This window comes from [Enterobacter] lignolyticus SCF1 (assembly GCF_000164865.1).
Lineage (GTDB): Bacteria > Pseudomonadota > Gammaproteobacteria > Enterobacterales > Enterobacteriaceae > Enterobacter_B > Enterobacter_B lignolyticus.
The window spans coordinates 3,927,064-3,945,934 of record NC_014618.1 but is presented as its reverse complement, the minus strand read 5'-3'; the positions used below and the strand labels follow the sequence as shown (position 1 = coordinate 3,945,934).

Annotated in this window: 13 protein-coding genes; 3 read left to right on the top strand and 10 right to left on the bottom strand. The window is 60.7% G+C overall.

Annotation, left to right across the window (positions count from 1 at the left end; all coding sequences use genetic code 11):
* Positions 1-44: 44 nt before the first annotated feature.
* On the bottom strand, positions 45-2,447 hold the full coding sequence (gene lptD, locus ENTCL_RS18325) for an LPS assembly protein LptD (RefSeq protein WP_013367634.1): 2,403 nt from the start codon (positions 2,445-2,447) through the stop codon (positions 45-47).
* 192 nt (positions 2,448-2,639) lie between these two features.
* Between lptD and djlA the strand changes: the two genes are divergently transcribed.
* Positions 2,640-3,458: a co-chaperone DjlA gene (gene djlA, locus ENTCL_RS18320; protein ID WP_013367633.1), complete on the top strand. Its 819-nt coding sequence runs from the start codon at positions 2,640-2,642 to the stop codon at positions 3,456-3,458.
* 99 nt (positions 3,459-3,557) lie between these two features.
* On the opposite strand, the gene rluA is transcribed toward djlA, so the two are convergent.
* From rluA to araB, 6 genes are all read right to left on the bottom strand, one after another.
* Positions 3,558-4,217, bottom strand: a complete 660-nt coding sequence (gene rluA, locus ENTCL_RS18315; protein ID WP_013367632.1) for a bifunctional tRNA pseudouridine(32) synthase/23S rRNA pseudouridine(746) synthase RluA — start codon at positions 4,215-4,217, stop codon at positions 3,558-3,560.
* 9 nt (positions 4,218-4,226) lie between these two features.
* A complete protein-coding gene (gene rapA, locus ENTCL_RS18310; RefSeq protein WP_013367631.1) occupies positions 4,227-7,133 on the bottom strand; it encodes an RNA polymerase-associated protein RapA in 2,907 nt (968 codons plus the stop codon).
* 129 nt (positions 7,134-7,262) lie between these two features.
* A complete protein-coding gene (gene polB / locus ENTCL_RS18305; protein WP_013367630.1) occupies positions 7,263-9,620 on the bottom strand; it encodes a DNA polymerase II in 2,358 nt (785 codons plus the stop codon).
* 80 nt (positions 9,621-9,700) lie between these two features.
* The gene (araD, locus tag ENTCL_RS18300; protein ID WP_013367629.1) at positions 9,701-10,396 is read right to left on the bottom strand and encodes an L-ribulose-5-phosphate 4-epimerase; all 696 of its coding nucleotides are present in this window, start codon (positions 10,394-10,396) and stop codon (positions 9,701-9,703) included.
* Positions 10,397-10,446: 50 nt separating this feature from the next.
* Entirely contained in the window at positions 10,447-11,949 is a 1,503-nt protein-coding gene (gene araA / locus ENTCL_RS18295) for an L-arabinose isomerase (RefSeq protein WP_013367628.1), read from the bottom strand.
* A 10-nt stretch (positions 11,950-11,959) separates the two neighbouring features.
* Entirely contained in the window at positions 11,960-13,645 is a 1,686-nt protein-coding gene (araB, locus tag ENTCL_RS18290) for a ribulokinase (RefSeq protein WP_013367627.1), read from the bottom strand.
* A 213-nt stretch (positions 13,646-13,858) separates the two neighbouring features.
* Between araB and araC the strand changes: the two genes are divergently transcribed.
* Both araC and ENTCL_RS18280 read left to right on the top strand, forming a co-directional pair.
* On the top strand, positions 13,859-14,710 hold the full coding sequence (gene araC / locus ENTCL_RS18285) for an arabinose operon transcriptional regulator AraC (protein WP_013367626.1): 852 nt from the start codon (positions 13,859-13,861) through the stop codon (positions 14,708-14,710).
* A gap of 124 nt (positions 14,711-14,834) precedes the next feature.
* Positions 14,835-15,602 carry a DedA family protein gene (locus ENTCL_RS18280; protein WP_013367625.1) on the top strand — a complete coding sequence of 256 codons (768 nt, stop codon included), beginning with the start codon at positions 14,835-14,837 and terminating at the stop codon, positions 15,600-15,602.
* Positions 15,603-15,609: 7 nt separating this feature from the next.
* Here ENTCL_RS18280 and thiQ read toward each other — a convergent pair whose 3' ends face one another.
* Genes thiQ through thiB form a run of 3 tightly spaced genes read right to left on the bottom strand, consistent with a single transcriptional unit; the run spans position 15,610 to position 18,855 of the window.
* Positions 15,610-16,302 (bottom strand): thiamine ABC transporter ATP-binding protein ThiQ, encoded by a 693-nt coding sequence (thiQ, locus tag ENTCL_RS18275; RefSeq protein WP_013367624.1) that lies wholly within the window; start codon positions 16,300-16,302, stop codon positions 15,610-15,612.
* The gene (gene thiP / locus ENTCL_RS18270; RefSeq protein ID WP_013367623.1) at positions 16,286-17,896 is read right to left on the bottom strand and encodes a thiamine/thiamine pyrophosphate ABC transporter permease ThiP; all 1,611 of its coding nucleotides are present in this window, start codon (positions 17,894-17,896) and stop codon (positions 16,286-16,288) included. The genes thiQ and thiP overlap by 17 nt, the downstream gene beginning before the upstream one ends.
* The gene (gene thiB, locus ENTCL_RS18265) at positions 17,872-18,855 is read right to left on the bottom strand and encodes a thiamine ABC transporter substrate binding subunit (protein WP_013367622.1); all 984 of its coding nucleotides are present in this window, start codon (positions 18,853-18,855) and stop codon (positions 17,872-17,874) included. The genes thiP and thiB overlap by 25 nt, the downstream gene beginning before the upstream one ends.
* Between the last annotated feature and the right edge of the window lie 16 nt (positions 18,856-18,871).

Sequence of the window (18,871 nt, the reverse complement as noted above, 5' to 3'; positions counted from 1 at the left end):
TTTCAATTAACCGCAAGCGCGGGGTACGTTTCAAAACCGTGACATTACATAGAGCTTTGATACGGCAAAATGTTCGAACGCAGCATTTGCTGGGTGCCCAGACCATAGTTAGAGCTCAGACCGCGCAGTTCCACACTGAAGCCGAATGTGTTGTCGTATTTGCTTTCGTTGCTGTTGGTATCCCAGCCGTTGAGCTTACGCTCATAGCCGACGCGGATAGCGTAGCAGCAGGAGCTATATTGCACGCCCAGCATCTGGTCTGCCGATTTGCGGGTGTTGGTATCGAAGTAATACGCACCCACGACGGACCAGCGGTCGACAATCGGCCAGCTGGCGGTCATGCCGACCTGGGAAATACCCTGGTTATACTGCGCCGATGTAGCATACGACGGCAGCGTCGCCTGAATATACTCCGGGCTGGCATAACGATAATTCAACTGCACTAACCTGTCCTGATCCCGACGATACTCAACGGTGCCGCTGGCGGTAGCCACGTTATCAAGACGCGTATCATACTGGATGCCGCCGCGCAGGCCCCACTGGTCGGTCATGCGCCAGTAGGTATCGCCAGCCCATACCAGAGAGCCGCGCTGGTCGTCTTTTTCCCAGGTGACGTTCTCGTCGCCGGTACGGGATTCCGTGAAGTAGTAGATTTGACCCACAGAAACGTTAAATCGTTCCACGGCGTGATCATCATAAACGCGCGTGGTCAAACCGGTCGTGACCTGGTTGGCTGACGCGATGCGGTCAAGGCCGCTGTAGGTGCGGTCGCGGAACAGTCCGCTATAGTCCGATTGCAGCAGCGTGGAGTCGTAAACGCCGATATTGCTCTGATCTTTGTAGGGCACATACAGATACTGGACGCGCGGCTCCAGCGTCTGGGTATATCCCTGAGACCAGTCCATGTCGCGCTCAAAGACCATTTTGCCGTCGATTTTAAACTGAGGCAGAACGCGGCTTACGGAGTCTTCAAGGCTATTGGCCGCATTCAGATAGCGCGCATTATCGCTGCTCGGGTTGCTGTTATACTGATTTTTCGCATAGGTCCGGTACTCGTCCAGATTGCTCTGCTGATAGTGCGTGGCCAGCAGCTTCACTTCGGTATTCAGGCTGCCCCAGCCGTTGGACAGCGGCAGCGCGAGCGTCGGCTCCAGATGCAGACGGGTCGCTTGCGGCAGGTTGTTATTGGTGTTCTCAAACTTCACCGCCTGGCCGTAAACATGGGCGTCGAACGGCCCCAGGTCATTGTAGTAATAGTTTACGTCGAGCTGCGGCTGCGCGGCATACGAGTTACTGTTCTCGCGATCGAAGACCTGGAACTGTTTTGACGACACGGTGGCGTCAAAATTATCGATAAAATAGCCGGCGCTGAATTTTTGCGTGGCGTAACCGTCGGTACTCGAGCCGTATTTAGAGCTAAAGTCGTTGAAGTAGTTGGCGTCGCTGACTTTGGTGTAATCGACGTTGAAGCGCCACACCTGATCCATGACCCCAAAGTGTCTCCAGTAGAACATCCAGCGACGGCTGTTATCGTCCTCCGGATGCTCATCTTCGTAGACTTTATCCGACGGCAAATAGTCGAATTCGAACAGGCCGGTACCCGCCTGGGTCAGATATCGGAATTCGTTTTCCCACATGATGCCGCCGCGCTTATCCATATAGTGTGGCGTAATAGTGGCATCGAAGTTAGGCGCGATATTCCAGTAATACGGCAAATAAAATTCGACGCCGTTGGTGGAGCCGTATTTCGCATTCGGAATCAGAAAACCGGAGCGGCGCTTATCGCCAATCGGTAATTGCAAATAAGGGCTATAGAAAACCGGTATCGGGCCAATTTTAAAGCGCGCATTCCAGATTTCAGCGACCTGCTCCTGGCGGTCCTGAATGACTTCGCTGCCGACGACGCTCCAGGTGTTGGCGCCCGGCAGACAGGAGGTGAAGGTACCATTATCAAGAATGGTGTAGCGGTTGTCGCCGCGCTGTTTCATCAGGTCGGCGGTGCCGCGCCCCTGACGCCCCACCATCTGGTAATCCCCTTTCCAGACGTTGGTATCTTTGGTATTCAGGTTTGACCAGGCTTTCGGGCCTGTCAGAATGACCTGGTTATCGTCATAGTGCACATTGCCAAGCGCATCCACTGTTCGCACGGGCGTGGCCTGTCCCGGGGCTTCTTTCTGGTGCAGCTGTACCTCGTCCGCCTGCAGGCGGCTATTACCCTGGTTAACATCGACATTGCCGGTAAATACGGCATTATCAGGATAATTGCCTTTCGCGTGATCGGCGTTAATAGTGACGGGCAGGCTATTAGTATCACCCTGCACCAGGGGGCGATTATAGGTCGGGACCCCCAGCATACATTGAGATGCGAGGTCGGCGGCAGCGCCTTGCTGACTATACAGGGCGCTGGCGATCATGGTGGCCAGAAGGGTGGGAATACGTTTTTTCATACGTTGTATTTATTGTTCCGTCATCTGTGGCATTGCGGCTGGCAAACGGTCAGAGACTAACGCACTCATCGTTAACGCGCCAGTGTTAATCCTGCCGGTTCAAATCCGTGACGTTAGGTACTGTGCTGAATGACGAGTATGATAATGCATATTTTAGCTGACGGCATGATGATTTGACCATTTGGGGAGTATATGCAGTATTGGGGAAAAGTGATCGGTGTGGCGGTTGCCTTAATAATGGGCGGCGGTTTCTGGGGCGTGGTGCTGGGGTTTCTGATCGGCCATATGTTTGACCGTGCCCGTAGCCGCCGGCTGAACTGGTTTGCGAATCAGCAGGAGCGCCAGTCGCTCTTTTTTGCCACCACCTTTGAAGTGATGGGGCATCTGACCAAATCGAAAGGGCGCGTGACCGAGGCGGACATTCAGGTCGCCAGCGTGCTGATGGACCGAATGAACCTGCACGGCGACTCGCGTACCGCCGCGCAGCACGCGTTTCGCGTGGGCAAAGCGGATAACTACCCGCTGCGTGAGAAAATGCGCCAGCTGCGCAGCGTCTGCTTCGGCCGTTTTGATCTGATTAGGATGTTTCTGGAAATTCAGATTCAGGCCGCCTTTGCGGACGGTTCGCTGCACCCTAACGAGCGCGAAGTGCTGTTCGTCATCGCCGATGAGCTGGGGATCTCCCGCGCCCAGTTCGACCAGTTCCTGCGCATGATGCAGGGCGGCGCGCAGTTTGGCGGCGGCTACCAGCAGCAGTCGCAGTCCGGCGGCGGCTGGCAACAGGCGCAGCGGGGGCCGACCCTCGAAGACGCCTGCAACGTGCTGGGCGTTAAGCCTTCCGATGATGCGACGACCATCAAGCGCGCCTACCGCAAGCTGATGAGCGAACATCACCCGGATAAGCTGGTCGCTAAAGGACTGCCGCCGGAGATGATGGAGATGGCGAAGCAGAAAGCGCAGGAAATTCAGAAGGCGTATGAAATGATTAAAGAGCAGAAAGGTTTTAAATAATGGTTTTGCCGGATGGCGACGTAAAGCGTCTTATCCGGCCTACGTTGAGAACGGTAGGCCGGGCAAGCGAAGCGCCCCCGGCACAAATGGGCATAGAATTTAAAAATCTACCGGGGCTTTAAAGGTCATACTGTTGCCATACGCGGGATGGGTGATAGTTAGCGTTTCGGCATGCAGCAACAGACGCGACGCCATCGCCAGCGCCTCGGGCGTGGCGTAAAACCTGTCGCCGAGGATCGGGTGGCCCAGCGCCTGCATATGCACGCGCAATTGGTGGGAGCGCCCGGTGATCGGTTTTAGCAGAACCCGCGCGGTGTTATCGTCGCTATATTCCAGCACCTGATACTCGGTTTGCGCCGCTTTGCCGGTCTCAAAACAGACTTTCTGTTTTGGGCGGTTCGGCCAGTCGCAGATCAGCGGCAGATCCACCAGACCCTCTTCGGGATGGGGATGACCCCAGACCCGCGCCAGATACTGCTTTTTCGGTTCGCGCTCGCGGAACTGGCGCTTAAGCTCCCGCTCCGCGGCCTTGGTGAGTGCCACCACGATCACGCCGCTGGTCGCCATATCCAGGCGATGCACGGATTCCGCCTGCGGGAAATCGCGCTGTACGCGGGTCATGATGCTGTCTTTATGCTCTTCAAGACGGCCCGGTACGGACAACAGGCCGCTCGGCTTGTTGACCACCATAATGTGCTTGTCCTGATACAGCACCACCAGCCACGGATCCTGCGGCGGATTGTAGGCGTCCATCACCATATGCGCTCCTTACTGGTGCGTCACGACGATGAGTCGCAACGCGTCCAGGCGCCAGCCGGCCTGGCTGAGGCTGTCCATCACCTGCCGACGGTTGCTCTCGATGGCATCGAGTTCGTCATCGCGAATGTTCGGGTTCACCGCTTTCAGCGCCTCCAGTCGGGACAGCTCCGCGCTCAGCTTTTCGTCCGCTTCGCGGCGGGCGGCATCAATCAGCGTGCGCGCGGCGTTTTCAACCTGCGTTTCGCCCTGCTGCAGAATCGCGTGAACGTCCTGCTGCACCGCGTTCACCAGCTTGCTGCCGGTATGGCGGTTAACGGCGCTCAGCTGGCGGTTAAAGCTCTCAAACTCGACCTGGGCCGCCAGGTTGTTGCCGGTTTTATCCAGCAGCAGACGCACCGGCGTCGGCGGCAGGAAGCGGTGCAGCTGCAGCTGCTTCGGCGCCTGCGCCTCCACCACGTAAATCAGCTCCAGCAGCAGAGTGCCTACCGGCAGGGCTTTGTTCTTCAGCAGCGAAATAGTGCTGCTGCCGGTATCGCCGGAGAGGATAAGATCCAGGCCGTTGCGGATAAGCGGGTGCTCCCAGGTGATGAACTGCGCATCTTCGCGGGACAGCGCCACATCGCGCTCAAAGGTGATGGTGCAGCCGTCTTCCGGCAGGCCCGGGAAATCCGGCACCAGCATATGGTCTGACGGGGTCAGCACAATCAGGTTTTCGCCGCGATCGTCCTGGTTGATGCCGATGATATCAAACAGGTTCATGGCGAAGTTAATCAGGCCGGTATCGTCATCCTGCTCTTCAATGCTCTCGGCGAGCGCCTGAGCCTTTTCACCGCCGTTGGAGTTGATTTCCAGCAGGCGATCGCGGCCCTGTTCCAGCTGCGCTTTCAGCGCGTCATGCTGCTCGCGGCAGGTTTTGATCAGCTCGTCAAACCCGTCGGTGGTTTCCGGCGCGGCGAGGTAGTTAATCAGCTGCGTGTGGACGCTATCGTAAATCGTACGGCCGGTCGGGCAGGTGTGCTCGAAGGCGTCCAGGCCTTCGTGATACCAGCTCACCAGTACGGACTGCGCCGTTTTTTCGAGATAAGGCATGTGGATCTGGATATCGTGCGCCTGACCGATACGATCCAGACGGCCGATACGCTGCTCCAGCAGGTCCGGGTTAAACGGCAGGTCGAACATCACCAGATGGCTGGCGAACTGGAAGTTGCGGCCTTCAGAACCGATTTCAGAACACAGCAGCACCTGCGCGCCGGTATCTTCTTCGGCAAACCAGGCGGCGGCGCGGTCGCGCTCGACGATCGACATCCCTTCATGGAAGACGGCGGCGCGAATGCCCTCGCGCTCGCGCAGCACCTGCTCCAGCTGGAGCGCGGTGGCGGCCTTCGCGCAGATCACCAGCACCTTCTGCGAACGATGGCTGGTCAGGTAGCCCATCAGCCATTCCACGCGCGGGTCGAAGTTCCACCAGGTGCCGCTGTCGCCTTCAAATTCCTGATAGATTTGCTCCGGGTAGAGCATATCGCGGGCGCGGTCTTCTGCGGTTTTGCGCGCGCCCATAATGCCGGAGACCTTAATCGCCGTCTGGTACTGCGTCGGCAGCGGCAGCTTAATGGTGTGCAGCTCGCGTTTCGGGAAGCCTTTTACGCCGTTACGGGTATTGCGGAACAGCACGCGGCTGGTGCCGTGACGGTCCATCAGCATGGCGATCAGCTCCTGGCGCGCGCTGTCGGCATCGTCGCTTTCGCTGTTCGCCGCCTGCAGCAGCGGTTCGATATCCTGCTCGCCGATCAGGTCGCTGAGGGTGTTGAGCTCCGCGTCGCTGAGCTTCTTGCCCGCCAGCAGCATCGCGACGGCGTCCGCCACCGGACGATAGTTCTTTTGCTCTTCAACGAACTGGGCGAAATCGTGGAAACGGTTCGGGTCCAGCAGGCGCAGGCGCGCGAAATGGCTTTCCATGCCGAGCTGCTCCGGCGTCGCCGTCAGCAGCAGCACGCCGGGCACGCGCTCGGCCAGCTGCTCGATGGCCTGATATTCGCGGCCTGGCGCCTCTTCGCTCCACACCAGGTGGTGCGCCTCGTCGACGACCATAATGTCCCATTCGGCGTCGCACAGGTGTTCAAGACGCTGTTTGCTGCGGCGGACGAAGTCCAGCGAGCAGATAACCAGCTGTTCGGTTTCAAACGGATTGTCGGCGTCATGCTGGGCTTCGGCGTAGCGCTCGTCGTCAAACAGAGAGAAGCGCAGATTAAAGCGGCGCAGCATCTCCACCAGCCACTGGTGCTGCAGGGTTTCCGGAACAATCACCAGCACGCGCTCGGCGGCGCCGGCGAGCAACTGTTGATGCAGGATCATCCCGGCTTCAATGGTTTTACCCAGACCCACTTCGTCCGCCAGCAGCACGCGCGGCGCATGGCGGCGGCCAACGTCATGGGCGATGTGCAGCTGATGGGGGATCAGGCTGGTGCGCTGGCCGCGCAGGCCGCTCCACGGCATACGGTACTGCTCGCTCTGGTACCTGCGGGCGCGATAGCGCAGGGCAAAGCGATCCATACGGTCGATTTGTCCGGCGAACAGGCGGTCCTGCGGCTTGCTGAAGACCAGCTTGCTGTCGAGCAGCACTTCCCGCAGCACCACGTCGGCTTCCTGGGTATCAACACGGGTGCCGGTATACGCCAGCAGCCCTTTTTCCTCTTTCACATCGTCAATGTGCAGCTGCCAGCCTTCGTGGCTGGTCACCGTGTCGCCCGGGTTGAACATGACGCGGGTGATGGGAGAGTCGTTACGCGCGTACAGACGGTTTTCACCGGTTGCCGGGAAAAGGAGAGTGACCATGCGCGCGTCCAGCGCTACGACTGTCCCTAATCCCAGTTCGCTTTCTGTGTCGCTAATCCAGCGCTGACCAAGTGTAAAAGGCATATATTCGGCTCTATATCTTTAATTGCAGGCAATAGTTCATCACCGCCAGTACAACCAGCGGTAAGTCAAAATTGGGTCCAGGAATGGAAAGGGCGCTATGGTACTGGAAGCCAGTGATTTCGTCACGCGTCAAAATAGCCCCAGCTGCCCTGTCAGTATTGTAGCAAAATCATCGTCGACAAAGGGGAGTATTCCTTCGGCGACCGGCTCTAATTGTTTAGATAAATAGTGGTCATAGTCGAGCGGCGACTGCTGATAGCTTAGCGGCTCTGGCCCGCCGGTGGTCCAGACGTATTTGATCGTGCCGCGCTGCTGGTACTGCAGGGGGCGTCCGCGCCTGGCGTTCTCGTCGTCGGCAAGGCGGGCGGCGCGCACGTGCGGCGGGATATTGCGCTGATATTCGGCAAGCGGGCGGCGCAGCTGCTTACGGTACACCAGCTGCTCGTCCAGCTCGCCCGCCATCAGGCTGTCGATGGTGTCGCGGATGAACGCCTGATAAGGTTCATGACGAAAGATGCGGCGGTACAGCTCCTGCTGAAACTGCTGCGCCAGCGGCGTCCAGTCGGTGCGTACGGTCTCAAGCCCTTTGAACACCATGCGCTGCGCATCGCCGTCCTGAATCATCCCCGCATAGCGCTTCTTGCTGCCGGTTTCCGTACCGCGGATGGTCGGCATCAGGAAGCGGCAGAAATGGGTTTCGAACTCCAGCTCCATGGCGCTGGTGAGCCCTTCTGCCGCCAGCGTTTTCGCCCACCAGTCGTTGACGAAGGTCACCAGCTGTCTGCCAATGGCCGCCGCCTCCTCTTCGCCGTGGGCGCGTTTGAGCCAGACGAAGGTGGAATCGGTATCGCCGTAAATCACATCGTAGCCCTGTGATTCAATCAGCGCTTTCGTCTGGCGCATGATCGCGTGCCCGCGCATGGTGATCGACGAGGCGAGGCGCGGATCGAAAAAGCGGCAGGCGCTGGTGCCCAGCACGCCGTAAAAGGCGTTCATGATGATCTTCAGCGCCTGGGACAGCGGCTTGTTGTGATGCGCTTTGGCCTCGTCGCGTCCGTGCCAGATCTGGCTGACTATCCCCGGCAGGCAGTGCCTGTCGCGCGAGAACCACGCCCCGAGGAACCCTTCGGTGCTGTGGGCGGGATCCGGCTGCGCCATCCCCTCGACAAGCCCTACGGGGTCGATAAGAAACGTGCGAATGATCGACGGGTACAGGCTTTTATAGTCCAGCACCAGCACGGAATCGTACAGCCCTGGACGCGAGTCCATCACATAGCCGCCAGGGCTTGCCTGCGGCGGAACTTCGCCGAGGTTTGGCGCGACGTAGCCCAGCCGGTGCATGCGCGGAAAATAGAGGTGGCTGAATGCGGCGACGGAGCCGCCGTGGCGATCGGTAGGCAGCCCGTTGACCGTGGCGCGCTCAAGCAAAAACGGTACGATCTCGGTTTTGTGGAAAATCCGCGTCACCAGCTCGCAGTCTTTCAGGTTATAGGTGGCGAGCGCCGGTTTATCTTCGGCGAAGCGGCGGTCGATTTCGTCCATCCGATCCCAGGGATTGTCGATCGATTTCCCTTCGCCGAGCAGCTCCTGCGATACCGACTCCAGCGAAAACGATGAGAAACTCCAGAACGCCGACTTCAGCGCCTCAATGCCGTCGATAATGAGCCGACCGTTGATTTGTGCAAAGAAGACGCCGTTTTTGAAACCGTGCTCGCGCCACTCAATTTCGGTATTGCCGCGTCCCAGCATCAGCGGGATGCGGTAACGTTCGGCATGTTTTTGCAGTACGCGGAGATCGAACTGCACCAGGTTCCAGCCGATGATGATGTCAGGGTCGTGGATGGCGAACCAGGCGTTGAGTTTTTCCAGCAGCTGCGGGCGGCTGGCGACGTATTCCAGCTGAAAGTCGCAGCCCGTCGCATCGCCGTTTTCCGGCCCCAGCATATAGACGACCCGCTGGCCGCAGCCCTCAAGACCGATGCAGTACAGCTCGCCGTGGCGCGTGGTTTCGATATCCAGCGACACCCATTTTAGCGGCGGGCGATAGTGGGGATTGGGCTTGAGCCGGGCGCCGGTCAGCGAATTCCCCTGAGGCTCGCCCTCCACCCACACCGGCGCGGTGATAAAACGCTCCATCAGATAGCGTTCCGGCGGGCGAACATCGGCCTCATAGACGGTGATGCCTTCTTCCCGCAGCAATTTCTCGAGGCGCATCAGCTGACGGTGCGAGCGGCAGTAAAGGCCAAAGACCGGCTGGCGGTGAAAATCTTTCAGCGCCAGCGGCGCCAGGCGAGCGTCCCGTTCGCTGCGCAGCAGACGTTCCGCCTGCGCGCGCTGGGACTCGGGGATAAAGGCCACGGACTCCTGCGGCGGCAGCGTCGCCTGCAGCGGGCCGTCGTCGGTCGCCAGCCAGAACGACACCTCAGTGCCCTGCGGCGTATCCCGCCAGTGGCGGGTTAATAAAAAGCCTTCTCGCGCCTGGGTCACATCGATCGCTCGTTTTGCAAAAAACCAGGCCTGAGTATAGCCTGGTTTATGCGGTTTCGCTGTGGTTTTATACAGGTATGCTACTGGCCGTAATAGGCTTTGGCGCCGTGCTTGCGCAGATAGTGCTTATCCAGCAGCGTCTGCTGCATCTCCGGCAGCTGCGGCGTAAGCTGACGGCAGAAGATCCCCATATAGGCGACCTCTTCCAGCACGATGGCGTTATGTACCGCAGCCTCGGCGCTTTTGCCCCAGGCGAAGGGGCCGTGAGAGTGCACCAGCACGCCGGGCATCTGCGCGGCGTCGAGCCCCAGGGCGGCGAAGGTTTCGACGATAACCTTGCCGGTTTCCCACTCATACTCGCCGTTGATTTCAGCGTCGGTCATCCTGCGCGTGCAGGGGATAGCGCCGTAGAAATAGTCCGCATGCGTGGTGCCGGTGGCCGGAATGGCCAGCCCGGCCTGCGCCCAGATGGTGGCATGGCGCGAATGGGTATGCACAATGCCGCCGATCGCGGGAAACGCCTGGTAGAGCAGCCGGTGCGTCGGCGTATCCGACGACGGTTTTTTGCGGCCTTCCACCACCTCGCCGCTGTCCAGACTGACGACCACCATGTCGTCGGCGGTCATCTGACGGTAGTCGACGCCGGACGGTTTGATAACCAGAACGCCGCGCGCGCGGTCGACGGCGCTGACGTTGCCCCACGTCAGCGTGACCAGACGGTGTTCCGGAAGCGCCAGATTGGCGTCAAGCACCTGACGTTTGAGATCTTCAAGCATGTCTTCCCCTCGCTAAGGCCCTCTCCCACAAGGAGAGGGCGCTGGTTTCGCTAGCGTTTGGACCCGTAATACGCCTCGTTCCAGCGCAGCGCATCTTTAAAGGCCGGCAGCCGGGTATCGTTATCGATAACGGTCAGCTCAATGTCGTGCAGCTCGCTGAACTGGCGCATATCGGCCAGCGTCAGCGCGTGGCTGAAGACGGTATGGTGCGCGCCGCCGGCGATGATCCAGGCCTCGGAGGCCGTTTGCAGATCCGGCTGCGCTTTCCACAGCGCGTTCGCGACCGGCAGTTTCGGCAGGCTGTGCGGCGTTTTTACGGTTTCAATGGCGTTGACCAGCAGGCGGAAGCGATCCCCCAGATCGATAAGGCTGGCGACAATGCCCGGGCCGGTTTGGGTGTCAAAGATGAGGCGCGCCGGGCAGGCTTTGCCGCCGATGCCGAGATGCTGCACGTCGAGGATCGGTTTCTCATCGGTGGCGATCGTCGGGCACACTTCCAGCATGTGCGAACCCAGCACCAGATCGTTGCCGTGGTCGAAGTGGTAGGTGTAGTCCTCCATAAACGAGGTGCCGCCCGGCAGACCGGTCGACATGACCTTCATGATGCGCAGCAGGGCGGCGGTTTTCCAGTCGCCTTCGCCGGCAAAGCCGTAGCCCTGCTGCATTAAGCGCTGTACGGCGAGGCCGGGAAGCTGCTTCAGGCCGTGGAGGTCTTCAAAGGTGGTGGTAAAAGCGTGGAAGCCGCCCTGCTGTAAAAAACGCCTGATGCCGAGCTCAATGCGCGCCGCGTCCAGCACGTTCTGGCGCTTATCGCCTTTCACCTGCGCGGCAGGCGTCAGGCGGTAGCGGTTTTCATATTCCTCCACCAGCGCGCTGACATCGCCATCGGCAACGTCGTTCACCACCAGCGCCAGGTCGCCCACGCCCCAGGTGTTGACCGAAAAGCCGAATTTAATCTGCGCGGCGACCTTATCGCCGTCGGTGACCGCCACTTCGCGCATGTTGTCGCCAAAACGCACCACCTTCAGGTGGCGGGTATCCTGAGCCGACACCGCCTGACGCATCCAGGCGCCGATGCGCTGCTGCGCCTGCGGGTCCTGCCAGTGGCCGGTGACCACGCTGTGGTTCAGGCGCATGCGCGCGCCGATGAAGCCGAATTCGCGGCCGCCGTGCGCGGTCTGATTCAGGTTCATAAAGTCCATGTCGATGCTGTCCCACGGCAGCGCGGCGTTAAACTGGGTGTGGAACTGCAGCAGCGGCTTATTGAGGATGTTCAGGCCGTTAATCCACATTTTCGCCGGCGAGAAGGTGTGCAGCCACACTACCAGCCCCGCGCATTTGTCGCTGTAGCTGGCATCCCGGCAGATATGGGTAATTTCATCCGGTGTGGTGCCAAGCGGCTTCAGGACCAGCCTGCAGGGCAGCTTGCCTTCCGCGTTCAGGGCATTCACCACGTGTTCCGCGTGCTGGGTAACCTGATGCAGCGCCTCAGGGCCGTACAGATGCTGACTGCCAATGACAAACCACACTTCATAGTCGTTAAAAATCGTCATGTTCCTGTCCTTAATGAGTCTGCGCGGTCGGCGCGGCGTCGGGGAGGTAATGCTGCTCTGCGCTGTTCGCCCACTGCAGATAGCGCTGGTAAAGCGGTTCAAAGCGCTGCGCCTGTGCGGGGCAGGGCTGCAGGGTGCTTTCGATTCGGCTGGCCATCTTCTGCTGCGCGGCGGGGATATCGGCGTGAACCCCGGCGGCGACGGCGGCGAAAATTGCGGCGCCCAGCGCGCAGCACTGATCGGAGGCGACAATCTGCAGCGGCCGGTTGAGCACGTCGCAGCAGGCCTGCATGATGACCGGGTTTTTACGGGCAATGCCGCCCAGCGCCATCACGCCGTCGACGGCGATTTCCTGCCGGGTAAAGCACTCCATGATGGCGCGGGCGCCAAACGCCGTCGCGGCGATCAGCCCGCCGAACAGGGCCGGAGCGTCCGTCGCCAGGTTAAGGTCGGTAATCACGCCCTTCAGCCGCTGGTTTGCGTTGGGGGTGCGGCGGCCGTTAAACCAGTCGAGCGCTACCGGCAGATGCGCCAGCGACGGATTATTGGCCCAGGCCTCGGTGAGGGCGGGCAGCAGCTGTTTCTGGCTGGCTTTGATGGGGGCAGCGAGCTCCGGATGCTGGGCGAGCAGCTGCTCAAGCGGCCAGCCAAGAAGACGACCAAACCAGGCGTAGATATCGCCAAAGGCCGACTGCCCGGCCTCCAGCCCGATAAAGTCCGGTACGACGCTACCGTCCACCTGTCCGCAAATTCCCTGAACCGCCCGCCCGCCGACGCTGGCCCTGTCGGCGATCAGAATGTCGCAGGTCGAGGTGCCGATGACCTTTACCAGCGTGTTCGGCTGGGCGCCTGCGCCGACGGCGCCCATATGGCAGTCGAACGCGCCGCCGGAAATCACTACCGTTTCCGGTAACCCAAGGCGCTGCGCCCACTCGGCGCACAGGGTGCCGACCGGCACATCGGCGGTCCAGGTATCGGTAAACAGCGGGTAGTCGAGATGCTGGTTAATCAGCGGGTCCAGGCGGTCAAAGAAGCTGGCCGGGGGCAGGCCGCCCCAGCCGTCGTGCCACAGGGCTTTGTGCCCGGCGCTGCAGCGGCCGCGGCGAATATCCTGCGGGCGGGTGGTGCCGGAAAGCAGCGCCGGAACCCAGTCGCACAGCTCAATCCAGGAGACGGCGGCGCGCGCCACCTGGCTATCCTGGCGGGTGATATGGAGAATTTTCGCCCAGAACCACTCGCTGGAGTAAACGCCGCCGATATAGCGTGAGTAGTCCGCCTGGCCCGGCTGGTGGCACAGGCGGGTGATCGCTTCTGCTTCGTCAACCGCCGTATGATCCTTCCACAGCACAAACATGGCGTTGGGGTTCTCGGCGAACTCCGGGCGCAGCGCCAGCACATTGCCGTGTTCATCAATGGGCGCTGGCGTTGAGCCGGTGCTGTCGACGCCGATGCCAATGACGCTGGCGCGTCCGGCGTCGCCCAGTTCGCCGAGCACCTGCGCCAGCGCTGCCTCCATCGCCTCAATGTAATCAAGCGGGTGATGGCGGAACCGGTTGTTGGGCGCATCGCAAAAGCGGCCCTCCTGCCAGCGGGGATACTCTTCTACGGCGGTCGCCATCTCCTGGCCGGTGGCGCAATCCACCGCCAGCGCCCGCACCGAGTCACTGCCAAAATCGAGGCCTATCGCTATTGCCATGCTGGTTGCTCCCTACTAAAACGGACATGCAGCAACAGTAGATTTCAGCGGAAAAAAGCGTCAGGTTTGAACCGCTAATCTTATGGACGATATTGCTGTGACAAGGCAAAGTGTGACGCCGTGCAAATATTCTTTCAGGCTACTTTTGCCTTTTACGCTTCGCTGGCAATATGGACAATTGATTTCCCCTGAGCGTGATGATGGAGACTTTTCATGGCTGAAACGCAAAATGATCCTCTGTTGCCTGGCTACTCATTTAATGCCCATCTGGTGGCGGGATTAACGCCGATCGAGGCCGACGGCTATCTCGATTTTTTCATCGACCGGCCGCTGGGTATGAAGGGATATATTCTCAACCTGACCGTGCGCGGTGAGGGGGTTATCAACAATCAGGGGCATCAGTTCGTCTGCCGTCCCGGCGATATGGTGCTGTTTCCGCCGGGGGAAATTCACCACTATGGCCGCCATCCGCTGGCCGGCGAGTGGTATCACCAGTGGGTGTACTTCCGCCCGCGCGCCTACTGGCAAGAATGGCTGTCGTGGCCGACGCTGTTCGCGCAGACCGGGTTTTACCGCCCGGATGAAGCGCATCAGGCGCAGTTCGCCGGGCTGTTCGGGCAAATTATCGAGGCCGGACAGGGCGCCGGGCGCTATTCCGAGCTGCTGGCGATCAACCTGCTGGAACAGCTGCTGCTGCGGCGGGTGGAGGCCATCAATGAGTCCCTGCATCCGCCGATGGACAACCGCGTGCGCGACGCCTGCCAGTACATCAGCGACCATCTGGCGGACAGCCAGTTTGATATCGCCAGCGTCGCGCAGCACGTCTGCCTGTCTCCGTCGCGCCTGTCCCATCTTTTCCGCCAGCAGCTTGGCGTGAGCGTGCTGAGCTGGCGCGAAGACCAGCGTATCAGTCAGGCCAAGCTGCTGCTCAGCACCACCCGCATGCCGATCGCCAGCGTCGGGCGCAACGTCGGTTTTGAGGATCAGCTCTACTTTTCCCGCGTTTTTAAAAAATGCACCGGCGCCAGCCCCAGCGAATTCCGCGCGGGTGTTAGTAACGTGTGAAAAAAAAGTGAACCAGAAAGCCTGCTCCGGCATCGAACCTGTAAACTATTCAGACAATTGATGGCTTGACGGCATAGCCATCGCTCTGGAGAATCCCTGCTTCTTTTCGCCAACCGGACGCCTTATGCAAGCTTTGCTGGAACATTTTATCACCCAGTCGGTGATGTACTCGTTGATTGCGGTGGCGCTGGTCGCGTTTCTGGAATCACTGGCGCTGGTGGGGCTTATCCTGCCGGGCACCGTGATGATGGCGGCGCTCGGGGCGCTTATCGGCAGCGGCGACGTGAATTTCTGGCAGGCGTGGCTGGCGGGCATTATCGGCTGTCTGATGGGGGACTGGATCTCCTTCTGGCTCGGCTGGCGCTTTAAAAAGCCGCTGCACCGCTGGTCGTTCATGAAAAAGAACAAAGCGCTGCTCGATAAAACCGAGCATGCCCTGCATCAGCACAGCATGGTGACGATTCTGATTGGCCGTTTTGTCGGGCCGACGCGTCCGCTGGTGCCGATGGTCGCCGGGATGCTCGACCTGCCGGTCGCGAAATTCGTGCTGCCAAATATCATTGGCTGCCTGCTCTGGCCGCCGGTCTACTTTTTACCGGGGATCCTCGCCGGAGCGGCTATCGGCATTCCGGCGGACGCGCAGAGCGGCGGCTTTAAGTGGCTGCTGCTGCTGGCGGCGCTGCTGCTGTGGCTTGCCGTCTGGCTCTGCTGGCGCCTGTGGCGCAGCGGTAAATCCGGTATCGACAGGCTGACCCGCTATCTGCCCCGCGCCCGGCTGCTGTGGCTTTCGCCGCTGCTGCTCGGGCTGGCCGCGGCGGCGCTGGTGGCGCTGCTGCGCCACCCGCTCATGCCAGTGTATCTGGATATTTTAGGTAAGGTCGTCAGCCGCTGACGTCGTGTCACAGCCCAAGGAGCGGCGAGGCGCTGGCCTTACCGCTCAGCAGCTCGGCGGTGGGGCCATCCCAGGCGATGCGCCCGTCGGCCACTACCAGCGAGCGCGCGGCGATGCGTGCGGCGTCCTCGACGCTGTGGGACACCATCAGCAGCGTTAGCTGCTGGCGACGGCAAACGTCGCCGACCAGCTGCAGCATCTCCTGACGCAGCGCCGGGTCGAGCGCGGAAAACGGTTCATCCAACAGCAGCACCGGCTGCTCGCGCACCAGGCAGCGCGCCAGCGCCGCCCGCTGCCGCTGCCCGCCGGAAAGCTCCCCCGGCAGGCGCTCCAGCAGTTCGGTAATGTTCATCTGCGCGGCGATGGTCTCCAGCGCGCTCCGCTGCTGCGCGCTGAGCCGCAGTCCCGGCGTCATCCCCAGCCCGATATTCTGGCGAATGGTCAGATGGCTGAACAGGTTATTTTCCTGGAACAGCATCGATACCGGACGTTTTGACGGCGGGGTATGGGTATGATCCTCTCCCGCTATTGCCAGCGTGCCGCTGACCGGCGCCAGGAAACCGGCGATCAGGTTCAGCAGCGTGCTTTTCCCCGCGCCGCTGGGGCCGAGCACGGCAATCTGCTCGCCGGGGGCGGCGGCGAAGGTAAAGCGCATCGGCAAATGCTGATACAGCCAGGTGATATCATTGAGTTTTAGCATCGCGGCCCGGTAGTTTCTCGATCACGGTAAAAAGCAGGAAGCAGAGCAGCAGCAGCAGCAGCGCCGTTACGGCGCCGTCCTGGCTGCGGTAGGCGCCAATCTGCTGATAAAGATAGAAGGGCAGCGTGCGGAAGTCATCGTTGCCGAACAGCGCCACAACGCCGAAATCGCCAATCGACAGCACGCAGGCAAACGCCAGCGCCTGCGCCAGCGGCCGTCTGAGAGCGCGCAGCTCGACAATACGCAGGCGGTTGAATCCCTGCATGCCCAACGACTGGCACAGCGGGCCGTAGCGGGCGGTGATATCCCGCATGGGGGTTTCCAGCACCTTCAGCGCATAGGGGATAGCCATCAGCGCGTTGGTGAAGATGACGATGCCGTCAGCAGAGGCGGGGAGGCCAATGCTGTTGTTGAGCAGCAGGAAAAAACCGGTGGCCAGCACGATGCCGGGCATCGCCAGAATCAGCGTACCGCTAAGCTCCATGGCCTGTCCGGCCAGCGAATGCTGACGCGCGCGCAGCTCGCGGCTGCTCCACAACAGCATCATTGTGAGGAGCAGGCTGAGCAGCCCGGCGGCGATGGCGATGCGCAGCGAGGTCCAGAGCGCCCGCCAGAGCACCGGGCGCGAGAGCACCTCGGCCAGGCTGCCGTTAACGCCGTCGACCACCACCGCCAGCAGCGGCGGCAACAGCAGCAGCAGGGCGATAACGATCAGCGCGCCGTCGGCGATACGGCTGTGCAGGCGGTCGTCGGGATCGCGCCAGCCGCGGTGGTGGGTAAACCCCGGCGCCACCGATTTGCTCAGCCGCTGGCTGAGCAGCATCAGCCCGAGGCAGCACAGCATCTGGATGAGCGCCAGTATGGCCGCCCGTCCCGGATCGTAGTCAAAGCTGAGCGCCTGATAGATGGCCAGCTCAATGGTGGTGGCCTGCGGGCCGCCGCCGAGCGACAGCACCGTGGCGAAGCTGGCGAAACAGAGCATGAAAATGAGCGCCGCGACGGGCGGGAGCTGCCGCCGTATCCACGGCCATTCGACGAAGCGGAAGAAGCTGAAGCCGCGCATGCCGAGCTGGGCGGCCAGCTGCCGCTGCTCGCCGGGGATCTGCTCAAGCGCCTGCAGCAGCAGGCGCGTCGCCATCGGCATGTTGAAAAACACGTGGGCCAACAGGATGCCCTGCAGGCCATAGGGTGAAAACGTCCACTGCCAGCCGGCCGCGTGAAACAGCTGCGCCAGCCAGCCCTGGCGGCCATAGACGCTAAGGATGCCGAAAACGGCGACCAGCACCGGCAGAATCAGCGTCATCGCGCACAGCCGCAGCAGCGCCTGACGCCCAGGGAAACGGCGCCGGTAAAGGGCGCGGGCGAGGAAAATCGCCGGGACCACCGACAGCAGCGCCGACAAAAATGCCTGCCAGAAGGAAAAGCGCACCACGTGCCAGAGATAGCTGTCCTGCAGCAGCGCGCCCCATGCGGCTTCGGGCGCATTCAGCCATAGCGCCAGAAAGGCCGCCAGCGCGACGGCCACCATCAGCATGGCGACCGTCAGTCCCGGGATAAGCCAGCCGGCGATCAGTGGCTGGCGGCGCGAAGCCATGCGCTAATCCAGTTCTGGCGCTCGTGGTCAACCTGCTGCGGCGTATATTCCAGGGTTGTGGCGGGTTTGACCAGGCCGTTAAAGCCGTCCGGCAGCGCGACCTGGGTCACCGGGTACATCCAGTTGCCGGTCGGAATTGCCGTCTGGAAGGCCGGTGACACCATAAATTTCAGGAACTTTTCCGCCAGCTCCGGCTGCTTGCTGGCAGCGGTGCGGGCGGCGACCTCTACCTGCAGGTAGTGGCCTTCCTCGAAGTTGGCCGCCGCGTAGTTATCCTTCTTCTCTTCGATGATGTGGTAGGCCGGAGAGGTGGTATAGCTTAACACCAGGTCGCTTTCGCCTTTCAGGAACAGGCCGTAAGCCTCGCTCCAGCCCTTCGTGACGGTGACGGTTTTCGCGGCCAGCTTCTGCCAGGCGTCCGGCGCTTTGTCGCCGTAGACTTTTTGCATCCACAGCAGCAGGCCGAGACCCGGCGTGCTGGTGCGCGGATCTTCGTAAATCACGCGCCATTTCTGCTCGCTTTCAACCAGCTCTTTTAAGCTTTTCGGCGGGTTTTTGAGCTTGTTTTTGTCGTAAACAAACGCGAAGTAGCCGTAATCAAACGGTACGAAGGTGTCATTGTTCCAGCCGCCAGGCACGGTGACCGAGGAGGAGGGAACGCCGCTTTTTGCGAACAGCCCGGTATCGGTTGCCGCCTGCAGCAGGTTATTATCCAGCCCCAGCACGATATCCGCTTTGCTGTTTTTGCCCTCCATACGCAGGCGGTTGAGCAGCGATACGCCGTCTTCCAGCGCCACATACTTCAGCTCGCAGCCACAGTCGGCTTCAAACGCTTTTTTCACCGCAGGCCCCGGGCCCCAGTCGGCGGAGAAGGAATCGTAGGTATAGACGGTCAGAACAGGTTTAGCGAACACGGGCACGCTTACGAGCGCCAGCAACGGCAGGAGTTTTTTTAGCACTTTGCACCTCAGAAAA